Source organism: Paenibacillus sp. JNUCC 34 (assembly GCF_058269055.1).
In genome coordinates, this window is the sequence record NZ_CM177770.1 from 1,524,434 (window position 1) to 1,549,278 (window position 24,845).

At 43.3% G+C, this 24,845-nt stretch carries 21 protein-coding genes, 2 pseudogenes and 1 other annotated feature; of the genes and pseudogenes, 17 read left to right on the forward strand and 6 right to left on the reverse strand.

Translation table 11 applies throughout. The annotated features are described in order from the left end of the window. The first annotated feature begins 122 nt into the window (after window positions 1-122). Window positions 123-1,925, forward strand: coding sequence for a glycoside hydrolase family 3 protein (locus tag AC2TF5_RS06935; protein WP_491301459.1), 1,803 nt, complete (start codon window positions 123-125; stop codon window positions 1,923-1,925). Window positions 1,926-2,067: 142 nt separating this feature from the next. Here AC2TF5_RS06935 and AC2TF5_RS06940 read toward each other — a convergent pair whose 3' ends face one another. Then, on the reverse strand, window positions 2,068-2,826 hold the full coding sequence (locus AC2TF5_RS06940) for an MBL fold metallo-hydrolase (RefSeq protein ID WP_491301460.1): 759 nt from the start codon (window positions 2,824-2,826) through the stop codon (window positions 2,068-2,070). Window positions 2,827-2,945: 119 nt separating this feature from the next. Here AC2TF5_RS06940 and AC2TF5_RS06945 point away from each other — a divergent pair, with 119 nt between their 5' ends. From AC2TF5_RS06945 to AC2TF5_RS06965, 5 genes and pseudogenes are all read left to right on the forward strand, one after another. Then, window positions 2,946-3,356 carry an Lrp/AsnC family transcriptional regulator gene (locus AC2TF5_RS06945; protein ID WP_491301461.1) on the forward strand — a complete coding sequence of 137 codons (411 nt, stop codon included), beginning with the start codon at window positions 2,946-2,948 and terminating at the stop codon, window positions 3,354-3,356. 45 nt (window positions 3,357-3,401) lie between these two features. Then, window positions 3,402-3,542 (forward strand): annotated as a pseudogene (locus tag AC2TF5_RS06950) (LysR family transcriptional regulator); the annotation flags it as partial. Between the two features lie 135 nt (window positions 3,543-3,677). Further along, on the forward strand, window positions 3,678-5,669 hold the full coding sequence (locus AC2TF5_RS06955; protein WP_491301462.1) for an AraC family transcriptional regulator: 1,992 nt from the start codon (window positions 3,678-3,680) through the stop codon (window positions 5,667-5,669). 215 nt (window positions 5,670-5,884) lie between these two features. Next, window positions 5,885-6,255, forward strand: a pseudogene (locus tag AC2TF5_RS06960) (serine hydrolase domain-containing protein); the annotation flags it as partial. 77 nt (window positions 6,256-6,332) lie between these two features. Continuing rightward, the gene (locus tag AC2TF5_RS06965) at window positions 6,333-6,803 is read left to right on the forward strand and encodes a GNAT family N-acetyltransferase (RefSeq protein ID WP_491301463.1); all 471 of its coding nucleotides are present in this window, start codon (window positions 6,333-6,335) and stop codon (window positions 6,801-6,803) included. Between the two features lie 337 nt (window positions 6,804-7,140). Here the strand turns inward: AC2TF5_RS06965 and AC2TF5_RS06970 are convergent, their stop codons facing one another. Further along, window positions 7,141-7,569, reverse strand: coding sequence for an exosporium protein C (locus AC2TF5_RS06970; RefSeq protein ID WP_491301464.1), 429 nt, complete (start codon window positions 7,567-7,569; stop codon window positions 7,141-7,143). A 194-nt stretch (window positions 7,570-7,763) separates the two neighbouring features. Between AC2TF5_RS06970 and AC2TF5_RS06975 the strand changes: the two genes are divergently transcribed. From AC2TF5_RS06975 to AC2TF5_RS06985, 3 genes are all read left to right on the forward strand, one after another. Then, window positions 7,764-8,816, forward strand: coding sequence for an NADH:flavin oxidoreductase/NADH oxidase (locus tag AC2TF5_RS06975; RefSeq protein ID WP_491301465.1), 1,053 nt, complete (start codon window positions 7,764-7,766; stop codon window positions 8,814-8,816). A 223-nt stretch (window positions 8,817-9,039) separates the two neighbouring features. Beyond that, on the forward strand, window positions 9,040-9,483 hold the full coding sequence (locus AC2TF5_RS06980; RefSeq protein WP_491301466.1) for a MarR family winged helix-turn-helix transcriptional regulator: 444 nt from the start codon (window positions 9,040-9,042) through the stop codon (window positions 9,481-9,483). Between the two features lie 249 nt (window positions 9,484-9,732). Continuing rightward, a complete protein-coding gene (locus AC2TF5_RS06985; RefSeq protein ID WP_491301467.1) occupies window positions 9,733-10,689 on the forward strand; it encodes a 3'-5' exoribonuclease YhaM family protein in 957 nt (318 codons plus the stop codon). Window positions 10,690-10,829: 140 nt separating this feature from the next. Here the strand turns inward: AC2TF5_RS06985 and AC2TF5_RS06990 are convergent, their stop codons facing one another. The 4 genes from AC2TF5_RS06990 to AC2TF5_RS07005 all read right to left on the reverse strand — a co-directional run bounded on the left by AC2TF5_RS06990 (window position 10,830) and on the right by AC2TF5_RS07005 (window position 13,968). Continuing rightward, on the reverse strand, window positions 10,830-11,909 hold the full coding sequence (locus AC2TF5_RS06990; protein ID WP_491301468.1) for an RNA-guided endonuclease TnpB family protein: 1,080 nt from the start codon (window positions 11,907-11,909) through the stop codon (window positions 10,830-10,832). A gap of 5 nt (window positions 11,910-11,914) precedes the next feature. Continuing rightward, on the reverse strand, window positions 11,915-12,313 hold the full coding sequence (tnpA, locus tag AC2TF5_RS06995) for an IS200/IS605 family transposase (RefSeq protein ID WP_491301469.1): 399 nt from the start codon (window positions 12,311-12,313) through the stop codon (window positions 11,915-11,917). A gap of 165 nt (window positions 12,314-12,478) precedes the next feature. Continuing rightward, complete coding sequence (locus tag AC2TF5_RS07000) at window positions 12,479-13,474, reverse strand: linear amide C-N hydrolase (protein ID WP_491301470.1); 996 nt, start codon at window positions 13,472-13,474, stop codon at window positions 12,479-12,481. Further along, window positions 13,474-13,968 (reverse strand): helix-turn-helix domain-containing protein, encoded by a 495-nt coding sequence (locus tag AC2TF5_RS07005; RefSeq protein ID WP_491301471.1) that lies wholly within the window; start codon window positions 13,966-13,968, stop codon window positions 13,474-13,476. Before AC2TF5_RS07005 ends, AC2TF5_RS07000 begins: the two co-directional genes overlap by 1 nt. Before the next feature lie 594 nt (window positions 13,969-14,562). Here AC2TF5_RS07005 and AC2TF5_RS07010 point away from each other — a divergent pair. The 8 genes from AC2TF5_RS07010 to AC2TF5_RS07045 all read left to right on the forward strand — a co-directional run bounded on the left by AC2TF5_RS07010 (window position 14,563) and on the right by AC2TF5_RS07045 (window position 24,830). Further along, a complete protein-coding gene (locus AC2TF5_RS07010; RefSeq protein WP_491301472.1) occupies window positions 14,563-15,633 on the forward strand; it encodes a bifunctional 3-deoxy-7-phosphoheptulonate synthase/chorismate mutase in 1,071 nt (356 codons plus the stop codon). Window positions 15,634-15,715: 82 nt separating this feature from the next. Then, window positions 15,716-15,945: a binding site (T-box leader), on the forward strand. 92 nt (window positions 15,946-16,037) lie between these two features. After that, window positions 16,038-17,588 carry a 2-isopropylmalate synthase gene (locus AC2TF5_RS07015; protein WP_491301473.1) on the forward strand — a complete coding sequence of 517 codons (1,551 nt, stop codon included), beginning with the start codon at window positions 16,038-16,040 and terminating at the stop codon, window positions 17,586-17,588. Between the two features lie 127 nt (window positions 17,589-17,715). Then, on the forward strand, window positions 17,716-18,492 hold the full coding sequence (locus AC2TF5_RS07020; RefSeq protein WP_491301474.1) for a MerR family transcriptional regulator: 777 nt from the start codon (window positions 17,716-17,718) through the stop codon (window positions 18,490-18,492). After that, complete coding sequence (locus AC2TF5_RS07025) at window positions 18,482-19,384, forward strand: alpha/beta fold hydrolase (RefSeq protein ID WP_491301475.1); 903 nt, start codon at window positions 18,482-18,484, stop codon at window positions 19,382-19,384. The genes AC2TF5_RS07020 and AC2TF5_RS07025 overlap by 11 nt, the downstream gene beginning before the upstream one ends. 326 nt (window positions 19,385-19,710) lie before the next feature. Continuing rightward, window positions 19,711-20,751 (forward strand): LacI family DNA-binding transcriptional regulator, encoded by a 1,041-nt coding sequence (locus AC2TF5_RS07030; protein WP_491301476.1) that lies wholly within the window; start codon window positions 19,711-19,713, stop codon window positions 20,749-20,751. A 543-nt stretch (window positions 20,752-21,294) separates the two neighbouring features. Next, window positions 21,295-22,254 carry an ABC transporter permease gene (locus AC2TF5_RS07035; protein WP_491301477.1) on the forward strand — a complete coding sequence of 320 codons (960 nt, stop codon included), beginning with the start codon at window positions 21,295-21,297 and terminating at the stop codon, window positions 22,252-22,254. A gap of 18 nt (window positions 22,255-22,272) precedes the next feature. Further along, on the forward strand, window positions 22,273-23,157 hold the full coding sequence (locus AC2TF5_RS07040) for a carbohydrate ABC transporter permease (protein ID WP_491301478.1): 885 nt from the start codon (window positions 22,273-22,275) through the stop codon (window positions 23,155-23,157). A 50-nt stretch (window positions 23,158-23,207) separates the two neighbouring features. After that, window positions 23,208-24,830: an extracellular solute-binding protein gene (locus tag AC2TF5_RS07045; RefSeq protein ID WP_491301479.1), complete on the forward strand. Its 1,623-nt coding sequence runs from the start codon at window positions 23,208-23,210 to the stop codon at window positions 24,828-24,830. Window positions 24,831-24,845: the final 15 nt, after the last annotated feature.

Genomic DNA, 24,845 nt, shown 5'->3' on the forward strand with positions numbered 1-24,845 from the left:
AATTTCTAAATATGGAAAAAATGCGGGGGTTTTTTATTTAGAAATTCAAAATAGAGTGCTGACCGTAATAGATAGCATACACATGTAATACGGTCAAAATGAAGGAGAAGGAGAAGGTGACGATGAAAAAGAAAGTCGCTCTTATGTTCACTTCCATCTTAGTAATCGCAGCAGCTGTCATGTTTATATGGGATCAGAGTAACTCCCAAGTAAAGAATAAGGAACCGAAGCCTGTACAAAGTGCGACGGTGACTGAAATTCTCGGTGATGAAATATCCATTGACGATAAGGCAAAGAAGCTTGTAGCGCTCATGAACGACAAGGAAAAGATAGGCCAACTAGTGATGTATACACCTACCGTTCAAGCTGATTCGTTTTCAAGTAAAATGATCAAGGAATATGATGTGGGCAGTGCTCTTTTAAATGGACAAATGAGTACCGCCGCAGAGACTGCTCAGTTTACGAACCAATTACAGCAATGGGCATCTGAATCCCGATTAGGTATACCTCTATTTATCTCTGGCGATATGGAATATGGAGCCGCGCAAAGAGTTCCTGGAGAAGCTACAATCCTGCCAAGACAGATGGCAATTGGGGCCACAGGTAATGTCAAGTATGCTGAACAAGCAGCAAAGGTGACGGCTATTGAAGCTAAAGCAATGGGCTTTCATTGGAGCTACTCTCCTGTGGTGGATGTAAACTCCAATCTCCAAAACCCGGTTATTGGTGTCCGCTCTTTTGGTGAAAATACGAAGCTGGTTAGCGATATGGCTGTAGCCCAAGTGAAAGGCTATCAAAGCGAAGGAGTGTTATCCAGTGCTAAGCATTTTCCGGGGCATGGGGATACCGGGTTCGACACCCATTCAACTCTATCCAAAATATCCTACAGCGAAGACATACTGCGGCAAGTGCACCTTCCTCCATTTCAAGCGGTAATTGATCAAGGCATTGAATCTGTTATGACATCACATATTATTATCGAAGCCATTGATCCTGAACTGCCCGCCACATTATCAAAAAAGGTTCTAACAGGACTATTGCGAGATGATCTAGACTTCAGAGGAATTATTATTACTGACGCAATGATTATGGAAGCTATATCGAAAAATTGGGGAGCGGGTGAAGCAGCAGTTATGGCCGTTAATGCAGGAGCAGATATTGTGATGGCCAATGGCTCTGTAGACGATCAAATCGATACACTGGACTCTCTGTATGAAGCACTTCAGGCTGGGAAAATTGAGAGAAGCCGAGTAGATGAGTCTGTAGAACGGATTGTTACATATAAATTAAAGTTGAACATGTTTCATAATCGCTTTGTAGACGTTGAGAAAGCCACCGAAGTGGTAGGGAACGAAGAGCATTGGAAGATCGCAGAGCGTATTGCATTGGATTCCATAACACTAGTTAAGAATGACAACGTACTTCCTTTTGATCCTCAAACGAATGAAACAACCCTTGTCGTGAGTGTGGCTTATGCGAATCGGATTGCAGAGACAGTAAAGAGGGTAAGCAAGGGGGAAGTGATTGCTTATCAGGCAGCTCCAGCTACTGGCGAACGATTGGATGCAACAAAAGAAGCTGTTGAGAAGGCCCTTGAACAGGCTAAGAAAGCGGATCGTATTATTGTATTTACTCAATCGGATCGGGAAATACCGCAAGGGCAAATTGATTTGGTAAACAAGTTAGTTGCAACTGGCAAGCCTGTTGTAGCTGTTTCTCTCGGCAATCCCGGCGACCTTCTGGGCTACTTGGATGTTAAGGCATATGTGTCAGCATATGCTTTGGATAATTGGTATTGGTTAACGCCCATTCCGGTCTCGTGGGATGCTGCCATTCAGGTCATATTTGGTTCGAAGCCGATGGGTAAATTGCCAGTAACATTAAATACGAGTTACCCGAGAGATTTTGGCTTGAGTTATCCTTAGGGTCCACAAAACTCAAAATAAAAAGACTCCATCTGGATTCTTAAAGATATTATCCCGGTAAAATAGGACTTAAGTGAATGTCAGATATACTAAGAATAATTAAAATCCCTGACTCACATTGATGTCAGGGATTTTGATTATATTAAAAAGTGATTGATTCACCATCATTAGGTACTAATATGTTGTTGGACAGACCTTTTTCATTGATAAAAGCTTTTAAATCTTGTCTTGTTAATAAGCAGTGATTGACAGCCTCCATATGTGAAACGATAATAGTAGATTGTTGAGATTCCATATAGGTTTGATAGATGTCTTCTTTCGTCATCGTAATAGGATCACCTTGAAGAAATTGTGCAGCGCCTCCATTTACAATAATCACTTCGGGATTATGATGCTTAATGGCATCCTGAACATCACTACACCATACTGTATCTCCTGCAATATATAGCGTTTTTTCATCGGGATGGTTAAAGACAACGCCTGAAACCTCACCCATTAATTTTCCTATTTCGCCTGTTCCATGTTTTCCACTTGTTCTAGTTAAGCTAATGCCCCCAATACTCAAAACACTAGCTAAAGATTCTACATTTTGAAAACCTTCTTTTTTAATGATTTCTACATCTTTTTCAGACTGTGCAATAATTCTAATATTTTTAGGTAATATTTCTATCGCAACAGAATCAAAATGATCTGGATGTAAGTGAGTTACAATAACGATATCAACCTCAATTATTTCTTCAGCAGGGATTGGTAGGTCTACTGTTGGATTAAATTTATCTTGATTCAGAGTATTTGGAAATGGTGGATAAGTTCCCTTTTTTGATAAGAAGGGATCAATTAAAAATTTCTTGTCTGCATAGTTCAAAATAATTGTTGCATTACGTATTTGTCTAATATTCATGCTGTATTCCTCCTTTAATAACCCTCATCTATAGGATAATATTTAAGGGAGAATGCTGTACATAAATTAAATCAAGAGTATTCTATATAATACTTGAATTATGAAAGAGGCTGTCACTTATGTTAGATAACACGGATAAAAAAATCCTTGAAGAGTTATCAAAGAATGGTCGTATCACAATGAAGGAATTAGGTGAGAAAGTTCATTTGACGGGTCAGGCAACTGCATCTAGAGTGAGCAAATTAGAGGAACAAGGTGTAATAGAGGGATACACGATTCATCTAAATCAAATAGAAGCAGGATACTCTATCCTCTCATTTCTAAATATTTATACACATAGTATGGACCATAAACCCTATTTAACATTTATAGAAAAACAACAAAAATTCATAATGAACAATTACAAAATTAGTGGTGAAGGTTGTTATCTCCTGGAGTGTAGATTTCCAACTAACAATGAATTGAACCTATTTTTAACCGAATTAAACAAACACGCTAATTATAAGTTATCTATTGTAATTAATAAGTGAAACTAAACTGTAGGGGATTAAAATGAGCGAAGGAAGAAAAAGAGGATGGATATACGTAAATTATATTACTTCATTGCAGTAGCGGAAGAACTCCATTTCAGCCGTGCTGCGGAAAAATTGAATATGACACAGCCACCTTTAAGTCAGCAAATTCAAGACTTGGAAAAAGAACTTGGCGCTGGATTATGAATTGTTTACAAATCATACGATACGGAGAGATCATTGCAAATGAGAATAATTATCAACTATAATGAGTCTTAGTTGAAATACAGAATCAAGTCAGGTATGGGTGATGATTTTGATCGGGGGAGAACAATAGTTATGAATTTGGATGATCACATCCTGCTTTGGAACCATGTTTTTATAAAAGTAATGGATGTCCGTTTTCAGACAATGGATAAGGGGGAGGAGTTGCCAACCTATCGGCTGCCGGCCAGCGCATTTCTATATACCGTGCGCGGAAGCGCCCGGGTGTGGTTGGATCAGCGCGTCCATAGGGTCGAACGATTCCATGTGCTGCATGGCGGAAAGGGGATGTGCCTGAATATCGTCTCGGAGGATGAGCTTGAATACTACATTATTCTTTATAGGGCAATTCTGGCCTTGCCATGCCGCCAGGAAATTCAACAACTACTGGAAAGGGAGAATCCCTTTCAGTATCAATATGCTTTTGCACCGCATCATCCGCTGTCCCTGTACGATAAAGTTGAATTGCTGGAACAGGAGTGGCGTCAGGCATCGGGACTCGGTAAACTGCATGTCAAAGCTTTACTTCATCAATTTGTGTATGAGCTGTTGTCGCAGCTGCACCAGCAAGGGATCCAGCCGCTTAAACCGGATCTGATGGCGCAGGCTGTCGTGTATATCCGCGAGCATTTTAACCAGCCCATCACATTAGAATTGATAGCGGAAGAACTGGAATGCAGCACCGGGCACCTGTCCAGGCTGTTCAAGAAACAGATGCATACCAGTCCTATTCATTATCTCAATCAAGTACGGGTAGATAGAGCGATGCAGTTGTTACTGCAGACGGACGCTACTTTACAGGAAATTGCGGAGAGCGTAGGGTATCCGGACGCCCATTCGTTAAGCCGTAGCTTCAAAAAATACAAGGGAGTATCTCCTGTCCGTTTCAAAAAAGAGCGGCGGCAGCAACATTGGGATCAGGATCTGCCCATAACAATGCTAAAATATGCCGTTCAAGAGAAACAACCCCCACGCTATAATGAGATTGATTATCAATATCAACGTGGTACGAGAGGGGATTTTTTGATGCAAGGAAGGATCAAAATTACAGCGATGACGATGCTGATCTGTTTATCGATGTTGCTGGGAGCCTGTTCAAATCAGGCAAATACACAAGTAGGTTCGCAAACGGAGACCAACCCGACAACAACCCAAACTAAAGGCGATCAGCCGACTGGAGACGGGCAAACAGGAGAGCAAACAAAGATGAGAACGGTAACGACGTTGAAGGGCGATGTAGAAGTACCGGCGAATCCGAAACGGGTAGCTTCAGACCAGTATATGGGGCATCTTTTGAAACTTGGTATCATTCCAGTTGGGGTGAGGAGCTTTATGCTTAGTGAGGCCTGGATCGAGAAAGCGGGTATTTCCAAAGATGTTATTGCCGGAATCGAGGATCTCGGCGAATTCCCAATGAATTTAGAGAAATTGACTTATCTGGAGCCAGATTTAATTATAGGTTCGATCGAAAAGAACATCGAAGACTACCAAAAAATTGGAAATACGGTGTTTCTGCCATATTGGGAAGGCTTATCAACAGCGGGGCCATTGGAGAAATTCCGGAGAATTAGTGAAATCTTCGGAAAGCAGCAGGAAGCGGAGCAATGGATAGCCGAATATGAAAAGAAAGTCGAAGAGGCTAAAAAGAAAATTGACGGTATAATCAAAGAAGGCGAGACGGTCTCCATCGTACAAGTTGCGAATAAATCACTGTATGTGCTTGCGGCGAAAGGCGGCAATTATGGGAGTTCGACCATATATGGGATGATGAAGTTGCCGCCTACGGAAAAAGCCTTGAATATGAAAGAAGGGTTTGAGAATATTTCCCTCGAAGTGTTGCCTGAATATATGGGAAATCATATATTTGTATATGGTGCAGAAGATGAAGGGGCCAATGAAGTGTTAAATAGCAACTTGTGGAAGGGACTTCCTGCTGTCAAAAAAGGTCAGGTATATATGTACGGTGGATTCGGAGATAAAGGCGATGAATTTGTAATGGAAGATCCTTACTCGATGGAGCTTCAACTTGACACTATTGTAAATATTTTATTAGCTACTAATAAATAGCACTTGAGATTATTCGGGTACAATGTTTGCTTATTCAACCGTTTGACAATACGAAGGACCTTGCCGGCTATACTACTATACGCTGGTAGGGTCTTTTTGTTAATGAACCGCTAGCGGAAGTATTCAGCAAAAGATGATGCAGCTTTGCATATTTCACATTACATTAAGATTGTATAGAATCTGGATTAAGTTTACTCATTTATTCTGATGATGTTGACGATAAAATGCTATTGAATAAAGGTTACGGTTATGCGGATGTGGAAAAGAAGCTTCCGGTCGATCCAGACCGAACAGTGTTCCGTGTCGCTTCGATTTCTAAGGTGATTACCGCTACAGCAGTGATGCAATTAGTGGAGCAAGGGAAAATCGATTTGAACAAAGATTTGTCAGGTTACCTGGGGGACGTTCAAATCCCGAATCAGACTGACTCTCCCCTAACCATGAAACATTTATTGACGAATTCTACTGGATTTGAATACGGGGATGGATCAGAATTAGAAACAGGCGACTTAACTCGAGAAGTATCTATTAAGCAATATGTGTTGGATAAACGCCTACGGTGATCCGCAAGCCTGGTCAGCGGTATTCTACCTTGTTTCGGATTAGCTTGCCTAGTTCAGAGGATAGAGGCAGTGTAATTAACCAACGGGAAGGGGATTAAGAATGAGTGAAGAGTATACGATACAGTTTGCAGAAATCCAGGACATTGATTCATGGATGCAAATGATTGAAATCGTTAAAACGAACTTTCCTGGCTTAGATACTGCAGAATTGTTGGAGAGTTATAGGCAAACGGTAATTAAAAATATGAACAGACATACAGCGATCTGTACTAAATACTCTGGTGAAGTTGTTGGAATCATGATATTTTCCTATAATGCAAAATGTCTCTCTTGCATGGCCGTAGATCCTAAACATAGAAGAAAAGGAATTGCGACAGCTATGATAGAAAAGATGTTATCTTTATTTCCGAAAGATGTGGATATTTCAGTATCCACGTTTAGAGAAAATGATGATAAAGGAATTGCTCCCCGCCTATTATATAAGAAATTTGGTTTTGTTGAAGATGAGTTGGTGGAGGAGTTCAATTACCCGCATCAGAAATTTGTCCTACATAGAAAAAGTGAGCCATGAAAGGCACCGATCATAACATAAGGTTAAGTTCACACAGCCACCTTTAAGTCAGCAAATTCAAGACTTGGAGAAAGGACTTGGCGTGAAACATTGAAAAAGGGTAATGGGAAATTTTAAACACCAAAAAAAGACCGTCTAAGACGGTCTTTTGATAAACTATGCACTATTAGTTTAGGGACAATGTTTCACAATGTATTTGGGACTAAGGTGAATCGAGGTGTAAACTTCTATGCTTTAGAAGTTTACCAAAAAGGAGAGGGCTTTAACATTGATTACTATAAGTTTCGTCCACGAGGAAACAAAAAAAGCACCTTATTCAGGTGCAAATAATTCTAAATTAGGTTCTCGTTCGAACGGCTAGCCCACTAAAAGAAATCGGCCCAACAATATCAGCTCTGGTATTTGCGGCTCGATTTTCTGCAGTTACTGTGTAAACATGACTACCCGATCTTACATTTCTATCGATCGCCTGAAATGTGACAGCATAGTTTTCTTCAGAACCAGCTGACTCAATACCTTGTTGAGTATTGAAAATCTCTATTCCGTCACGGAAGATTCTAAAGAGGATTTGAGCGATACCGGTAACCCCCTGGACACCGATAGTTGCTACTAATTCAACCCGATTAGGTCGAGCATTCAAAACAGGTATTGTTATTCGAATTGTTGCTAGGCGAGACCTTGCTGGTGAACTACTGATCGTAAATGCCGTTGCTAAGTTGAATCTACGTCGTGGCTGAGTGGTAGCTTTATCGAGAATACGTACCATTAAATCAACTCCTCTTCTTTGATATTTTCATAGTATGTTGTACAAGAGGAGAGTGATTGGACGAATATTAAACGGTTGACAGAACTTGTTGTATTCATTATATTATATGCATGTGCATACATTAATTATTTTTCGTATTGTATTTATGATATGTGCATGCAAAATCCAGGTATTATACAAAGAGGAGAGAACTCATGAAAGATTTATTTACCCCCTATGAAATGATGGATTTGAAGCTGAAAAACCGTGTAGTTATGCCTCCGATGTGTCAATATTCAGTCAACAAGAAAGATGGTTTTGCTACCGATTGGCATTATACACATTATGTGAGCCGAGCGATTGGTGGAGCCGGATTAATTATTATTGAAATGACCGATGTTGAGCCTGATGGCCGGATTAGCGATTTTGATCTTGGAATATGGTCTGATGAACAGATTGTCCCGTTGGCCAGAATAGTTGAGGCTTGTCATGCTTATGGTGCCAAGGTAGGTATACAAATTGCCCACGCAGGTCGCAAGGCAGAAGATGCAGTGGTTCCAGTAGCGCCATCAGCAATTCCGTTTAATGCTGAGTCTACAACTCCAAGAGAATTAACGACTGCAGAAGTGAAAGCAATGGTCGAGAAATTCCGGCAGGGTGTAGCACGGGCTGTTAAAGCTGGATTTGATGTCATCGAGCTTCATGGCGCACATGGTTACCTTATTCATCAGTTCCATTCACCGTTAACAAACCATAGAACGGATGAGTATGGACAGGATCTGACCCTGTTCGGTACAGAAGTTATTCGTGCAGCCAAAAGCGCAATGCCAGCAGGGATGCCTTTAATCATGCGTATTTCTGCTAAGGAATATGTAGATGGCGGATATGGAATTAATGAGAGCATAGAGTTTAGTAAGGCGTATAAAGCAGCGGGAGCAGATATTTTCCATGTCAGTACCGGTGGTGAAGGACCTATTGGACTTGGTCCAATGGCAACAAAAGACAAACCGGGTGCACATGCAGCTTATCAAGTACCGTTCGCGAGTGCAATCAAGCAGAGTTTGGCTGTTCCAGTTATTGCGGTTGGAAGGTTGGATGAGGCAGCGCTTGCCGATGCCGTAATCGGCAATGAAGAGGCTGATCTTGTTGCAGTAGGTCGAGGCATGCTGAGAAACCCTTACTGGACGTTAGAGGCTGCTGCCCAACTTAATAAGGAGACTGACGTTCCCGAACAGTATAGATACGGATTTCCTAGAAAGAACAAATAAAGAGCACCGCTAAATATGACGATTATTTGTAGGAGACCGGCCTGATTAGCCTAAGCGGGTCTCTTTTTTTTACACAAAACGGAATGTTTGCTCTTTTTGGATACCGTTCCTGTAAGTATGGCGCAACCGCGTCTACTTGACGATTAATGTGACAATGTTAAAATTGTAAGGATATATTAATTATATTGATCAGTAGCATTACGCTCAGGAGAGGAATTGTGAGATGGACAACGTTCTTAACAATGACTTTATAAATAATTGGTTGACTTTAACACATATACAAATGAACGTAGCCAATGAATTGGAAGCGAATTTGCAAGATAAATATCAATTGTCTTTAAAAGAATTTTATTTACTATTGTTTTTGTCTGAGGCTCCAGAGAAGAAATTAAAACTACAACAACTAGAATCAATGGTTGGTTTAAGTCAAAGTGCCGTTTCCAGACTTGTTAGCCGATTTGAAGCCAAGGGTTGTGGAGCTTTAAAAAGACATGTCTGCGGCGATGATCGCAGAAGTATTTATACCTCGCTTACACCAATAGGTCAAGATAAGCTTGATAGGGCACAAGTAACGTTTAAAGAAGTTTTGTTAGCAACCTTTCCTGAACAAAAGGTAGAACAGTTGCTGCAACAAATGCTCCGTTTAAAACAGAACGAGTCCCAGTAAAGCCCGCAGCGGGCTTCTTTTTTTTGGTTCATTGGCGCTTCGATAACTAGCTTTGGATGATTTTTCGGTATCATATGGGCAAACCTAGACAGCATAATAGGCTTGGCAAGCAGCAATTGATAGACTCATATAAATAGACTTTGTTATATTTAACGTATCCATTGTTATATTACAGTCATCTCCTCTCAAATGATTGATCAATAGTGGATTGTGAGAGGGATTATCACAATGACTTCCAAGGAGGAACATATGAAGCCTATAAATAAGTTGAACATTCAGGATGAATTCATCGGCTTTTACTTGCTAAAAGAACTTAATGTTAGACAGACGAGCAGCACTCCTCCGAAAGATTATTTCGACATTGTGCTCTCGGATTCGAGTGGTCAAATCTCAGCCAAGTACTGGGATGTCACCATCCAAGATAAAGAAACATTTTTTCCAATGCAATTAGTGAAAATTCAGGGTACTGTTCAAAGTTATCGAGATCAACCTCAAGTGAAAATAAACAAAATCCGCAAAGCCACAGAGGACGATGGGGTTTCATTAACCGACTTTGTAAGGTCTGCCCCGATCCGCCCGGTGGATCTTTTACATACCATAAAGCTTACGATTGATGAAATTACCGATCATAAGATCCGAAATATCGTTCAGTTTTGTGTGGACAGGGTTGAAGAGAAGCTAATGCACTATCCTGCGGCGAAAACCTATCACCATGCCTATTTTGCTGGGCTGGCATATCACATTGTACGAATGCTTGAAATTGGAGATTTTGTATGCAAGCAGCGACCATTTCTGAATCCGGATTTATTAAAGGCGGGAATTATTCTTCATGATATTGCGAAGCCGGAAGAGATGATTGCGCAGATGGGCATCGTCACCGATTATAGCAATCAGGGGAAGTTGGTCGGGCATATCGTGTTAGCATCCAATTGGATTGTGGAGGCTGCCCTTACATTCAACATTCCTCTTGATTCCGAGATGATTGTTGGCTTACAGCACCTGGTGTTATCTCATCATAACCTCGGAGAGTGGGGGAGTCCGGTTCAACCGCAAACAGCCGAAGCCGTTGCACTGCATTATATTGATATGCTCGATGCCAAGCTGCAGATGGTGGAAGACGCCTTAGACACGACAGTTGAAACCGAACCCTGGACACCCATGATTAGAGGACTTGAAAATAAATCTATTTATCGTCTGAAGGTTTGACACTCCCATCCCTAAAGGGGCAAGTCTGCTGACGCAGTTGGGATTCTTGAGTAGTTAACGCCCTCAATCCATTTCTGTTTTGGACAACTCTCAAGTTTAGGGCGTGTCATCGCCCCTCCTAAGACAGTGCGTATAGCATCTTAGGCTGATTGACTGTTACAGCCAACCACAGTTGCGTAGCGAATATTCATCGCTCCAACGATATCACGATGATTTTCGAATCCACATGGGCACTTGTATCTTCTATCTTGTGCCTTGTTTTTTTTCGGACATTTTGGACATGATTGACTCGTATTTGCAGGATTAACGTACTCTACTTTGATCCCCACCAAGTTTGCTTTGTATTCTATGAAGGTCGATAGACGATGGAAAGACCATGTATGTAGATTCTTTTCGTTTTTACGACTTGTTCTTGTCGTCTGCCTTATCTTCGTTAGTTGCTCTAAGCGTATGACAGAAATCTTATTCTCAACTGCAAAATTTACGATTTCGCGACTGATCTTGTGGTCTTTGTCTTTCATCCATCGTTGTTCTTTATCGTCTAAATTGCGAATAGCATTCACTTTCTTTTGTTTCCCAAGTATTTTACGAACACTACGAAACTTCCGTTTCCTATATTTGTTTTCTCGTCCGTTACCAAAAAAACGAACTTTATCATCTTCTGTGATAGCTACCGCATGGACTTTCTGTCCTAAATCAACGCCTAAAACTCTTGTACCCGTTTTTTCAGTTGTCGGAATCGTGACAGATATTTGCGCTACCCACTTACCTGAGTTTTGTGTGATACGGAGCGTACCAAGTTTATGCTTTAATAAATCAAAATTCCGATTATCTTTGTTGATAAACAATGCACGAATTTTAACACGATTGGATTTACCTTCTACCATAAGTGGAATAGAAATATGCGTGAAATCAAAAGAATAGTTTTGGTTGTTCCATACACAAACTGGTTTCTTTAGAATCGGAACAATTGTGTATTTACTTTTCTTTACTTTAGTGGAAAATACACTTTTCGCATCTTTAATCGCTTGATTTTTTACCGCACTAGGTAGATTAGCAGGAACGTCTTTCGTCGTCTTTATCGTGCTTTTCTTTTCTTCAACCATCTCAGCTACGAGCATATTCACGACCCCAATGTACTCGTTACTATTTTGTTTCAATCGTTGGATTTGTTCTGTTGTGGGAAGTAGCTTTACCTTAACTGTTATGGTCTGTGCCATATACGTCACCCCCTTGTCTTTTGTTCTTCAACATAACGCTTAATCATTTCGCTTGATACATTTCCAGCAGTAGAAACAAAATATGAACGTGTCCATAAACTCGGCAAATGCAAGAGGTGTGGAAACTCTTCACGTAGCTTTTTAGAGGTGTACCCTTTCACTTTCGCCATAATATCGGCAGGACTTAATGTTGGTAGTGCACTGAGGAACATGTGAGTGTGGTCTTTATCGCACTCAAGGGCGACAATCTCAATTTTTAGTTCCGCACACACTTCATGTACTAATTCTTTGAAGCGTTGCTCTACCTCTGCTTTGAGAAAAATCTTTCTTCTGTATCGTGGGCAGAACACAAAATGATAATTCAGTAGAGATACGGTTGTGTTGGTTCTTCTGTATTTGTTCATGTCTATATAGTATCAATTGAACAGATATACTGCAACAGAGAAAAGACATAGACTTTTCGGATACCTGAAGCACCACAAACCTTTGGGCTAGTGGCACTCCGTATCCGACCTCACTTTCATCCCACACCTAAAGAAGTGGTCTTTCCCGTTCAGAAAATGGTGTAATTAACGAAATGATTCAGGATATTGGGCCAAATACTGGATCACTTCATCTGAAATTTCCCAATGGAAGATTGACGTCAATGTAGGGTCTCTAAAAAAAGAATGTACGACGTTATGATTGAATTCAGTAGTATAGGTGACGAAATCTTCTTGAACATGTGAGGCTCGGAGTAATTGAAGGTCGGCTGCCACAGCGAGCGATTCATTAGAGTAATCGAAATCGGCCATACGGATTATTCTTGTTTCATCGTTTTGACTGGTTTTCGCGTGAATCTCCATTTCGCCAGGATCGTATATGATGCTAAAAACCGTATCCTCTCGCTTGGCTGCCTTCAGAGTCTCAAATCCAAAATCGATCATGTTCATGTCGAGTGTAGATTTCTTTGTTCGTTCCCATACCGTCAAAAAGCGTTCCATTGAGTTTTTCTCATATTCGTCACGGCCCGTCCAATTCCGATCTCCAGATATCATTTCCTCAACAGCTTGTAGATAAGTCGTATTTGCTATAACTGGAGTCGACAGATGATCGGTATAAATGTGCATTTGTCCGTCTAATAACTCGATAATCGCACATTCTCCACTTTGATCGGCAATCAGATAATGCAATTTGGATGTGGTCTGGTCAATGCGAATTGTTGTTGCTGCTTGCAGTACTTCCTTCACAGTAGCGCAAGTGTCAAGCATATATTGAATCCACTGCAATTCATTAACCGTCGGCTTATCATCCGCAGGCAGGTGTTCTGTTGACCATAACGTCGTCTGCTCTACGATGAGACCCTGCTCATTCATTCCGCCGTTGGGGTTCTCTTTACCGTTCTGGGAAATCGTTATGCTGCCATAGCGAGATACCCACGATGCAGGAACCGCCGGTGGCATCATGAGTGCTGTTTTGTGAACACCTCTTTGGTTTGTAAACAGGTAGACACCATCGTATATCACATCTTGATTTTTACAGATAACAATTTTTTTATCCTGTTTCATTTGAAATGCGGTACTCATCACTCAGCCTCCTTAATATTCAAAATGGTTAGGAGAGTGTCTAAATCACGGCGTTCAACTTGATCTAAAAAAGCATTGCATAGGCGAAGGGTTTGCGTATCGGCTTCCTTAACCATTGCAGTAAATCTGTCGATCAGGATTTGAAGCTCTTTCTCGTTTTGAAGACGTGCTAATTTCTCTCGATACTCATCCTTATCTGCCGCTTTTTCGTCTGAATGCTCTAAACTTTGTTTAAGAAAAAGAATTTGAATATCTATCTTTTTTTCTCCCGTTAAGTCTTGTAAATAATGGTGTCCATCAATCAATAAACTGGCATCCATATTGAAATAATCTGCCAGGGATTGAAGCCGCTCCTTGGGAACAGGGCGTCTCTTCTTGACCCAGTCGGAAAATTGCTGCGGCGTTAATCCGACCTCTTTACATACTTTTGTGTACGAAACCTGATGAATCAATGCCAGGTATTGTAATACTGTTATGGATTGTGCGGGTTCCATGTTCATCCTCATCTCCTTTTGACATAAAATACGTCAGACATAATATACGTCAATTGTACTGGTGACATAAAATATGTCAATAGTTTGTTGGGTAAGATAGTCATTTTTGTGAAACCACAGTGCATTAACGCGTTAAAACAATGCCTTGCAACGACAATAGCTATTGTAATACAATGCTTATAATTTATATTCCCACGTAAATCCAATACAAGCGATGAAGGAAAGAGTAAGCGGAGAAAATTCCTGACAGGGACGGTATGCCACCCGACTGAAAGCATCCGAGCGAACGTTCCCGCCGAAGTTCATTCCTGAGCCGGTATTCTGATAGCTTGCGTTAACGCAGGCGGTAGGAGTACCCGTCCCCTTGCGTTAAAAGGTTCAAGTGAGATGTGCGGCTATTTTGAAATATAAGAAAGCATAAGTTTTATACTTGGCTGGCTTATATTTCTCGAAGAAACGCTGTCGCTTTTTGAAAAAGACGACAAAGTTGTTTCTTCTTGGCATATCTAATAAGGGTGGTACCACGAACTCCACGTCCCTTTCCGGACGGGAGTTTTTTTGTTTTAAAATAGATAAAATAAGGAGAGAGTCGGCATGAGTCAAGGACGTTTAGAGCAGTTAAGATCACAATTGGATTCAGTAAATCTTCAGTTGTTGGAGCTATTGTCGGAGCGGGCACAAATTTCCCAGGACATCGGGCAGGAGAAACAGAAGCAGGGAGTTCCTGATTTTGATCCGGTAAGGGAAAAGAAAATGCTGGAAGCAATCATCGAAAATAACAATGGTCCTTTTGATAATGAAACGGTTCGGCATTTGTTCAAGCAGATTTTTCAAGCATCGTTAAAACTCCAACAGGTCGATCTAAAAAAACATTTGCTGGTTAGCCGTAAAAAGAAAAAAGAGGATACGATTATTCATTTAGGTAATACAACTGTGGGTGGCGGCAAACCGGTAATGATTGCAGGACCGTGTTCTGTTGAGAGTTATGAGCAGGTACGTACCGTTGCAGCAGCTCTTAAAGAAGCCGGCATTACCGTCATGCGGGGTGGCGCGTTCAAACCGAGAACTTCTCCCTATGATTTCCAGGGGCTCGGGATTGAAGGGCTGAAAATTCTAAAAGATGTTGCGTCCGAGTTCGGACTTAAGACAATCAGTGAGATTGTAGACCCTGCCCATGTCGAGATCGCTTGTGAATACATCGATGTTATTCAAATCGGTGCAAGAAACATGCAAAACTTCGAGCTGTTAAAAGCTGCTGGTGATGTGCAAACTCCGATTCTTCTCAAACGTGGTCTGGCTGCCACGATCGATGAATTTGTTCATGCTGCGGAGTACATCGTATCTCGAGGAAATACACAAGTCATGCTGATTGAACGTGGAATTCGTACGTACGAGAAGGCGACGAGAAACACTCTGGATATCTCGGCAGTGCCTATTCTGAAACAGGAAACTCATCTTCCGGTGTTAGTTGATGTGACGCATTCAACGGGTCGCAAGGATATTTTGGCACCTTGTGCCAAAGCTGCTCTGGCCGCTGGGGCAGACGGTGTAATGGTTGAAGTTCATCCAGATCCAGCCACGGCTTTGTCTGATGCGGCGCAGCAATTGAATATTCCGGAATTTCATGACTTTCTTGCGAATGTGAAGAAATCGGGATTGTTATAAAATCGTGCAGGTATGTGAATTCTGGAAGATTAAGGGTTGACAAAACGCTGTCAATTCCCTAAGATAGATATCAATTTCATATTCAAATGTTTTGATTAGAAATAGTAGAAGTGAAATGACTTTCCAGAGAGCCGTTGGCAGGTGTGAAACGGTAATGTCGTTCCCTTCGAACTCGTCTATGAACAGCTACCTGATCATGTAGGGTTAGCCGGAGTTCCACCGTTATAGGGATAGATGGTGATGGCCATCGAAGAAGATCATTTTGTATAAAATGAATTAGAGTGGTACCGCGGGTTCAACCTCGCCTCTATACGTAGAGGCGGGGTTTTTTTGTTGATTAAATTCCGGGTTTAATCAACCCCGCTTGATATAGATTAACTAAGATCTTCAAGGAGGAATTGCAAATGGACCGTAACATTATTGTATTGGACACTACTTTGCGCGACGGAGAACAGGTTCCGGGCGCTAAACTGAATGTACAACAGAAAGTTGAATTCGCACAGCAGTTGAAACGGTTGAACGTCGATATTATTGAAGCAGGTTTTCCTGCGTCTTCTGCAGGGGATTTTCAATCGGTTCAGGAAATTGCAAGAACCGTAGGTGACAGTGTCTCGATTACCGCACTCGCACGGGCCGTGAAGGGTGATATCGACGCCGTGTATGAAAGTATTAAGCTTGCGCAAAATCCGCTAATTCATATTGTGCTCGGCACCTCGAACATCCATGTCGAGAAGAAATTCAACCGCTCCAAGGATGCGGTGCTCCAGATGGGTGTTGATGCGGTGAAGTACGCCAAAACGCTGCTGCCTCATGTGCAGTATTCGACGGAGGATGCATCCAGATCCGATTTTGAATATCTGTGGACAACGATCGAAGCCGTTGTTAAAGCTGGAGCAACGATGATTAATGTCCCGGATACGGTCGGTTACGCTGTTCCGGATGAATTCGGTGAGTTGATCCGTAAAATTAACGAGCGCCTGAAAAACCTGGACGATAAGGTAATCCTCAGCGTGCATTGCCATAACGATCTCGGGCTGGCCACGGCCAATACGCTCAGCGCAGTGAGAAATGGCGCTCAGAAAGTGGAATGCACCATCAACGGTTTAGGGGAGCGTGCTGGTAACACTTCGCTTGAAGAAGTGGTAATGGGACTAAAAGTCAGGGCAAATCACTTTAACGCTAACACCAATATTCAGTTGAAAGAGCTGATCAGAACCTCCCGGTTGCTGACTCATTTGACGGGATTGGATGTGCAGGTGAATAAGGCGATTACGGGTGAAAACGCATTTGCGCATTCCTCCGGTATTCATCAGGATGGACTTCTCAAGGATAAGCAGGTCTATGAGATTATGTCGCCGGAGGAAGTCGGTGCTGATAGTATGGAGCTGATCTTGACCGCCCGTTCCGGAAGGCACGCGTTCAAGAATGCGGTGGAGAAGCTGGGCTTTGAGTCAGGCGAAGGCGAAGACTTCGAAGCGCTGTTCGAGAAATTCCTACTGCTTGCCGATGCCAAGAAGGAAGTGTATGACCATGACGTCTTTTATCTGGTGACCCAGCACCGTACCCATGAAGAAGTCAGCAGCCATCTGTATGAGCTGGATTCCTTCCAAGTCGTGACTAATGATCTGTACCCTACGGCAACCGTCAAACTGAAAAAAGGCAGTGAGACATTTAAGAACAGCATGGTGGGTGATGGTCCGATTGATGCGCTGTACAGCGCCATTAAAACGTTGGTCGGTTTAGATGTTCAATTAAAGGATTACAAAATCAACAGTCTGTCCAGGGGAAAAGAGGCCATCGGCCGGGTGAACATTCGCATCGAATACCAGGGCAAAATCTATTCTGGGCGTGCGATGGATACGGATATCATTAAGGCAAGTGCGTTGGCTTTCCTAAACGGAATTAACGCCGTATTGCTTGATGCCGGCCAAGACACACAAGCTTTAATGGATTAAAAATCATTTGAAATAGGCTTCACAATCAAACGGCAGGAATGCCGTTTTTTTATTTGAAGAAACTGTGGCTCCTGCTTGCACATGACGTTGCGTCATGTGCAAGAATAGGATTCAGGAGGTGAGGCAGTTGGAAGAAGCAGTGTATACGGTAGGCCAGCTGGCAGAGATTTGCGGCACGACGGTAAGAACCCTGCAGCATTACGATAAAATCGGATTGCTTGTGGCGACTCGCAGCGGAGATAAGAACAGCAGATATTACAGCGAACAAGACATGGTAAAACTCCAGCAAATTCTGTTTTACAAAAATCTGGGATTCACCTTAAAAGAAATACAAGAGCTATGCTTGTCCTACGGGGATAAGAGGGATCTAAAGCGGATACTGCAGCGTCAGAGCGACGTTCTATTCAAGAAAGAGATGGAATTCAGAAGTGATCGGGCCTTTATAGATGCGATGGTTTCGAGTTTGGAAACGAATCATCATATAAACCTGGAGACGATGCTGAAGTTGACTGTGAATAGGAGGAAACACATTATATTGGAGTACTTGGATATGAAACTTCCCCCTGAGGCAACTCAAACTTTTGAACAATATATTCCGGATTACGGTACCGCAGTCCAAGTGTATTGGAGATGGAAAGAGCTGGTTCTGAAGGCTTTCCTGCTGATCGATAATGGGATTGACCCCGGCAGCGAAGCCGGTTATGCCTTCGGTGAGAAGTGGCACTCTTTTGTTCAAAATGCCACGCAGGATAGCCAGGAGATGATAGACGCCTATAGTGAAAGTTATGCGTCAAAGAAATCCTGGCCGCAGGAAGATCGTTATCTCATGGAATATTGCGATTCTTTTATCGAAGCAGCTCATCAGTTTTTTTTGAAGAAAGGAGGGGCCGATCGTGAAAAATAACAACTATAAGACCGGACGCTACCTTACTGAGACGGGAAAGGCGGAGTTTGAGGCGGCCTATGGAGATGCCATGAAGTTTCTTCCCTTACCGCTTGAAACGAAGGATATCGAGACCGCCTTCGGCCGTGTACGGATCTATCTCTTTACCAGAGAAGAACACAAGGGGAAAGAACCGCTCATGCTCTTGCCGGGACGCTCGTCTTCCACCCCGATGTGGGATCCGAACCTGCGTGGGCTCATGAAGGAACGACCGGTCTATACCCTCGATCTGTTGGGAGAACCGGGAATGAGTTGTCAAACAAAGCTGATCCGTAATGCCGAGGATCAAGCCAGTTGGTTGAGTGAAGTATTGGCCGGATTGGATGTAGAAACCGTGCATCTAATAGGCGTATCCATCGGAGGCTGGACGGCCATGAATCTCGGAAGACATGCCCCTTCGAAAGTAGCGACGATCAGTTTATTGGATCCGGTCTTTGTCTTTGCGCCTCTGTCACTCAAAATGATTGCAGCTTCAATACCTGCATCCGTCCCGATGGTTCCCAGGTTTATCAGAGAGAAAATGCTAAGCTACATTTCCGGTGGGGCTAAGGCAGACGAGAGCGATCCGATTGCAAGGCTGATAGAGTTGGGCATGGCGAATTACAAAATCAGCCTGCCGGCGCCGGATTTGATGAGCGCGGAGGATTTGAAGAAAATCAATATCCCCGTATTGGCTCTAATGGCGGAAAAAAGCACGATGCATAACTCGCGAAGAGCGGTGTTGCAAGGCAAAACCCATGTGCCGAATATCCAAATCGAGAACTGGCCGGACGCCTCCCATGCCATCAATGGCGAGTTCCCTGAAGAGGTGAATGAAAGGATACTTGCTTTTGTTCATCAGCATTCGGATTAGGCTGGATCGGGTCTCCCCTCTAATCCATTCTATGAAGTGAACTATAGACGGCCGCGGTGCCGTTTTTTTGTATTTTGTAACGCTTAGCTTAGGAAAACACATGCAATCTGAAGAAAGTACATGTTAATAGACGGGAAATGGAAGGAATCCCCTCCTCTTGTCAAAGGCTCCATAATGGAGCGATAGGGAAACACTCCGGTGGTTGTGGGGACTCGTCGTACAACGGAACGGACATCAATTTGACGCTCCAAAATGACAAAGTTTATGCTATGATCAATGGATGGGCGGAAAATTTGGTTCCAAATTTTGCGAAGGAGGAGATGCGATTGGCTAAACTTAAAGATATCGCCGAGCGGGTCGGGGTATCCATATCTACGGTTTCGCGGGCAATCAGTAACGATGCAAGCCGTCCGGTCAGCGAAGAAACCAAGCAGAAAATCCGGGAAGCGGCACTTGAAATTGGATACAAGCTACATGAACCATCCAGAAACGGAAATGGTAACAACGCAGCAGCGATCAAGCGGATCGCCTGTATCGTTCCCCAACTCCTGATGGACGACCATCCTTATTTCTCCAAGGTTTTAGCAGGTTTCCATCAAAAAATGGAGGAGCTCGGGCAGCCTCCCGCCATTGTTCGTACATGCGAGGAAGTTGGTGATACGGAAAAAATACGGCTGATGCTGAGGGAGACAGGGGCTCAGGGGATTGTTGCCATCAGTTGGTACGACGAGGAGCTGTTTAAACAGATACAGCAGGATGGTGTTGCAATCATGGGGGTGAGCCTGAATGATGAGCGGTTGACGGTACCTGTCGTAGACTGTGACCGCATCCTTTCGGCGAGGGCAGCTGTACGCCACTTGATTGATCAAGGACATACGCGGATCGCTTATATCGGGGGCCCCGCATATTCCAAGCAGATGGAGAGCGAAGAACGGTTTGTCGGTTATAAATTTGCGATGCTGGAAGCCAACCTGCAACTGCGGGAGGAGTGGCTGATGAATAGCGGCTGGAATGTGGATCGAAGCTTCAGTAAGATGTCCGAGCTTCTTGGACGGCTTCCAAAAGCGGAATGGCCGACCGCTGTTTTTTGTGCCAGTGATATGCTGGCCATTCCGGCCATGCGTGCCGTTGTTGAGAATCATGGCAGCATACCGGAGGATATTGCGATTGTAGGTATGGACAATATTGATGTAGCCCAGTATACGACTCCGCCGCTAACCTCCGTTTCCGTTCCCAAGTACGAGATCGGCAGGGTAGCTGCAAAATCCATCGTGGATTATTTGGATGGACATTACCCGATGGCGACCAAAATATTGCTGCCGTGCTCTCTTATTATCCGGGAATCCTCCAGCTTCTCCAGAATTTGAAACTCACATTACATGTACATTTATATTACATATAATGATAATTATATGATCAAAAAGCAGCTGTTGGTGTGAAATCCGACGGCTGCTTTTTGCATTCTCAACCAAAAATCAGGAGTATGTTGCGCCAAAATAATCCAAAAAGTGTTTGACAATACATTTTGGCTATATTATCATGAGTGAAAATCAAAGAGACATTTGGTAAGTCTTTTTAGATTTGGAATCGATATATACTACCCTTCGTTCGAATTAACTCTTATTATGATTTCGCTTTCATTCCCTTTATAAAAGGGTATTTAAGAATAGATGCCATTCCTCATATTGAAGATATAAGTCCTTGTATTGCAGGGGATTTGTGTTCCGTATACCAAATAAACTCCAAATACAATCCAATTTAGTCTCATGATTTGTCCGAGATGAATCCAAAATTGTATAATGACATCCGAATCCATCGGGTTTTATTTATAGATTGATTTCACGTTATTATATCTGACACTCTAAAGAATACATAACAAGTCCACAAATACATACCCGAGGTGATGCTCATTGGCTAATACGACCGTACAGTCCGCAGTAAATGCGGTACCCGAAACAAAACGTAAGCGCTTCCAGTGGAATCGTATCTTACGTAATTGGCAGCTTTATGTGCTTATTTCTCCCGTCATTGCCTACTACATCCTGTTCCAGTATGTTCCGATGTATGGGATCCAGATCGCCTTTAAGGATTTCATAGCAACCCAAGGGATTTGGGGCAGTCCGTGGGTCGGATTTGAGCACTTTGATCGGTTTTTCAACAGTTATTATTTCTGGCGTCTGATCAAAAATACGCTTGGTATTGGCTTATACAGCCTAGCTGTTGGATTTCCGATTCCTATTATTTTAGCTTTACTCATGAATGAGGTTCGGGCTGAAAGATTCAAAAAATTCGTGCAGACGATAACTTATGCACCGCATTTTCTGTCCACCGTGGTGGTTGTCGGAATGATGATGATCTTTCTGTCACCCCGCTACGGCATCATCAATCATTTTGTTGAATTGTTTGGAGGCAAGCCGATCAATTTCATGACCGAGCCATCCTGGTTCAAGTCATTATACGTTCTGTCGGATGTATGGCAGACCATGGGCTGGAGCTCCATTATTTATTTGGCCGCCCTTGCCGGTATTGACAACCAACTGCATGAAGCTGCACGTGTAGATGGTGCGACACGGCTTCAGCGCATCTGGCATATTAACATACCCAGCATCATGCCCACGATTATCATCCTTCTGATTTTGAACATGGGCAGTATCATGGGCATTGGTTTCGAGAAGGTGCTCCTGATGCAGAACAATCTGAACATGGAGAGCTCCGACATTATTGCCACATATGTCTACCGAATGGGGATCCAGAATGCCGAATACAGCTTCTCGGCAGCCATCGGATTGTTCAATTCCATCATCAACTTTGTCCTGCTGGTTGTTGTGAACTTTATTGCGAAGCGCGTGAACGAGACAAGTCTTTGGTAGGGAGGGGAGAGATGAACCATGCAAATTGAATCCAGAGGGGACCGCATTTTTAATATTATTAACTATTCGATTCTGATCTTGGTCACCATCATCGTCATGTACCCGCTGCTCTTTGTGCTCAGCGCATCGTTTAGCGATCCGCAGACGGTTCTCCGGGGCGAAATGCTGTTGTGGCCAAAGGGAATCAATCTGAACTCATACGAGAAAATATTTCAAAACAAGGATATTATCAGCGGTTTTACCAACACGCTTATTTATACAACGCTGGGCACGCTGATTAACCTTACGATGACCATCCTTGCGGCCTATCCGCTGTCCCGGAAGGATTTTGTCGGGCGAAATGCCATTATGGCTCTGCTGGTCTTCACCATGTTTTTCAGCGGTGGTCTGATTCCGACGTATCTGCTGATCAAGAACCTAGGCATGCTGAATTCGCTCTGGGTCATGATTATTCCGAATGCGGTATCCATTTGGAACATCATCATTATGCGGACCTTCTTCCAGCAGTCTATCCCCGGTGAGCTGCAGGAGGCAGCGACCATCGATGGATGCTCGAATATCAAAATTTTGACACGGATTATCCTGCCGCTCTCGATGCCGATTATCGCGGTGACCATTTTGTTCTATGCGGTTGGTCATTGGAATGCTTTTTTCAATGCACTTTTGTATCTGTCGGATAAAGATAAATTTCCGCTGCAGCTTATCTTACGCGAAATTCTGATTCAGGGACAAACGAATGACATGGTCAAAATGTCGACGGAGTCGGCGATCAAGCAGCAAAGGGAAGTGGAAGGCATTAAGTATGCGGTGTTGGTCGTGGCCAATATTCCGATGCTGGTGCTCTATCCGTTCCTGCAGCGGTATTTTGTCAAGGGCGTTATGATTGGGGCCATCAAAGGATAATTCCTTGTATGGATATAGTGTTGGAACATAACAAAAGGGGAGGAAATCGGATGAAGCTGAAGCAATGGGGAAGTCTTCTGTTGACCTGTATGTTGTCGGTATCATTGATGGTGGGCTGTAGTTCCAAGGGTTCAGGAGGAACGAAAGAACCGGATTCATCGGGAGAAGCCACGGCCAAGATTAACAAGACGGGATTTCCGATTGTAAACGACAAAATCACGGTCACAGGTTTTGCCGGAAAGTTCTTTGCCAATGCCGACTGGAATAACATTAAGCTGTGGCAGGAATATGAAAAAATGACGAACGTCCATGTGCAGTGGGACACGGTGCAGAAAGACAATTTGGCGGAAAAGCGTAATCTGCTGCTCGCCGGCGGCGATTATCCGGAAATATTCTACGCCTCCGCATTCCCAAGAGCTGATCTGCTGAAGTACGGCAAACAGGGAGCGTTTATACCGCTGAATGATCTGATTGATACATACGCGCCGAATTTTAAAGCGTTGATGGAGAAGTACCCGGTCATCGAGAAGGGGTTAACGATGCCGGACGGTAATATTTACGGTCTGCCGACGATATTCGATCCGGAGTTCAGATCGGTGCTGTACGGAACGCCGTGGGTGAAGTCGGAGTGGCTCACGAAGCTCGGTATTGCGGAGCCGCAGACGCTGGATGAATTCTACGATATGTTGAAGGCTTTCAAAGAGAAGGATCCGAACGGAAACGGTGAGAAGGATGAAATCGCCTGGGGCGGTGTCAAAACCGTGGGCATCGTGAACTATTTGCGCGGTTCGTTTGGCCTCAATTATAACGGAACTTCCAATATTAACGTCGATACCGATCCGGATAGTGGAAAAGTCCGCTTCATACCTTCTGATCCAAGGTACAAAGAGCTTCTCCAATTCGTGAACAAGTTGTACAAGGACGGCTTGCTGGAGCAGGATATCATGTCCGTACAAAGCACTGAGGTGGATGCGAAGGGAATGGAAGGGCTTCTTGGGGTTGTTGATAACGTGGACCCGGTCGCCATTTACAACCAGGAGGGCTATGTGGGACTTCCTGTACTGAAGGGACCGCACGGGGATCAGATGTTCAGCGCCGCAGGCTCCCCGCTTGGTAATATCGGGATGTTTGTCCTAACAGATAAAGCGAAGAATCCGGAGGCGTTGATCCGCTGGATGGATCACTTCTACAGCGATGAAGGCATCCGAATGTTCTTTATGGGCTGGAAAGACGAAACCTATAAGGAAGATGCAGACGGCAATGTGGATTATGTGGACGATATCAAGAACAATTCGAACGGACTCAATCTGGACCAGGCAGTAGGGCAGTATCTGATTTGGCCTGGCGGATACTATCCTGGTTTTGTAACGCAGAAGTATTTTAAAGGAGCAGAAGGGCTCCCGACGTCCGTAGAAAATGCGAAAAAAGCCGAGCCATACGTTGTACCTCTAGACAAGATTTGGCCGCCGTTCAACTTTACAGCCGATGAACAATCCGAGCTTACCGGCATCCAGACAGACATCAACACGTACGTGGATGAGATGCGGGATAAATTCATAGCTGGCAACGAGTCCTTTGATAACTGGGACCAATATGTAGCTGCCCTGCAAAAAATGGGATCGGAGCGCTACCTGGCCATTTACCAGTCCGCGGCAGACCGATACACCAAATAATGATGTGTACCTGAA